Source organism: Nocardioides pakistanensis (assembly GCF_054781215.1).
The window spans coordinates 1-1,803 of the sequence record NZ_BAAGUV010000086.1 but is presented as its reverse complement, the minus strand read 5'-3'; the positions used below and the strand labels follow the sequence as shown (position 1 = coordinate 1,803).

Genomic DNA, 1,803 nt, shown 5'->3' with positions numbered 1-1,803 from the left:
CTTCCGGGTTCGGAATGGGACCGGGTGTTTCCCTTTCGCTATGGCCGCCGAAACTCTATGGAGTAATCAAAACGGTGCACCACCACTACTGGTGGTGGTTGGGGTTCCCGTTCGTTACTCGGGAACCACACAGTGGACGCGTAGCATCTTTGTAAGACAAGCCCTCGGCCTATTAGTACCGGTCGGCTCCGTGCATTACTGCCTTCGACCTCCGGCCTATCAACCCAGTCGTCTACTGGGGGCCTTACCCCATCAAGTGGGTGGGAAACCTCATCTTGAAACGTGCTTCCCGCTTAGATGCTTTCAGCGGTTATCACTTCCGAACGTAGCTAACCAGCCGTGCTCCTGGCGGAACAACTGGCACACCAGAGGTTCGTCCATCCCGGTCCTCTCGTACTAGGGACAGCCTTTCTCAAGTTTCCTGCGCGCGCGGCGGATAGGGACCGAACTGTCTCACGACGTTCTAAACCCAGCTCGCGTGCCGCTTTAATGGGCGAACAGCCCAACCCTTGGGACCTACTCCAGCCCCAGGATGCGACGAGCCGACATCGAGGTGCCAAACCATCCCGTCGATATGGACTCTTGGGGAAGATCAGCCTGTTATCCCCGGGGTACCTTTTATCCGTTGAGCGACGCCGCTTCCACATGCCAGCGCCGGATCACTAGTTCCGACTTTCGTCCCTGCTCGACATGTCTGTCTCACAGTCAAGCTCCCTTGTGCACTTACACTCGAAACCTGATTGCCAACCAGGCTGAGGGAACCTTTGAGCGCCTCCGTTACATTTTAGGAGGCAACCGCCCCAGTTAAACTACCCACCAGGCACTGTCCCTGATCCGGATAACGGACCTAGGTTAGACATCTAGTACGACCAGAGTGGTATTTCAACGATGGCTCCACCCGAACTGGCGTCCGAGCTTCACAGCCTCCCACCTATCCTACACAAGCCGAACCAAACACCAATACCAAGCTATAGTAAAGGTCCCGGGGTCTTTCCGTCCTGCCGCGCGTAACGAGCATCTTTACTCGTAGTGCAATTTCGCCGAGTCCACGGTTGAGACAGCGCCCAAGTCGTTACTCCATTCGTGCAGGTCGGAACTTACCCGACAAGGAATTTCGCTACCTTAGGATGGTTATAGTTACCACCGCCGTTTACTGGGGCTTAAGTTCTGCGCTTCGCCATTGCTGGCTAACACGTCCCCTTAACCTTCCAGCACCGGGCAGGAGTCAGTCCGTATACATCGTCTTACAACTTCGCACGGACCTGTGTTTTTAGTAAACAGTCGCTTGGGCCTGGTCTCTGCGGCCATCACCGCTTTGCACCGCAAGGGTGCTCACGGATCCGGCCCCCCTTCTCCCGAAGTTACGGGGGCATTTTGCCGAGTTCCTTAACCATGGTTCACTCGATCGCCTTGGTATTCTCTACCTGATCACCTGAGTCGGTTTGGGGTACGGGCGGCGCACAGCTCGCTAGAGGTTTTTCTCGACAGCATAGGATCACCCACTTCGCCCCTACGGGCTCCCCATCAGATCTCAGCCACATGAGACACGGATTTGCCTATGTCTCGGCCTACATCCTTGGCCGTGGTCTACCATCGCCACGGTTGGACTACCTTCCTGCGTCACCCCATCGCTTGACTACTACCAGCTCGGGTCCCGCGCTACTTGCACCCTCACCCCGAAGGGATCAGGTGCGTTCGGGCGGTTAGCATCACCGGGTTCGTCATGGGCGCTGTTTTGCCGGTACGGGAATATCAACCCGTTGTCCATCGACTACGCCTGTCGGCCTCGCCTTAGGTCCCGAC

Annotated in this window: 2 rRNA genes; both read right to left on the bottom strand. The window is 56.7% G+C overall.

The features are described from left to right. Positions 1-52, bottom strand: a 5S ribosomal RNA gene (gene rrf, locus ACYVIH_RS22665); the annotation flags it as partial. A 100-nt stretch (positions 53-152) separates the two neighbouring features. Beyond that, positions 153-1,803: ribosomal RNA gene (locus tag ACYVIH_RS22660) — 23S ribosomal RNA — on the bottom strand; the annotation flags it as partial.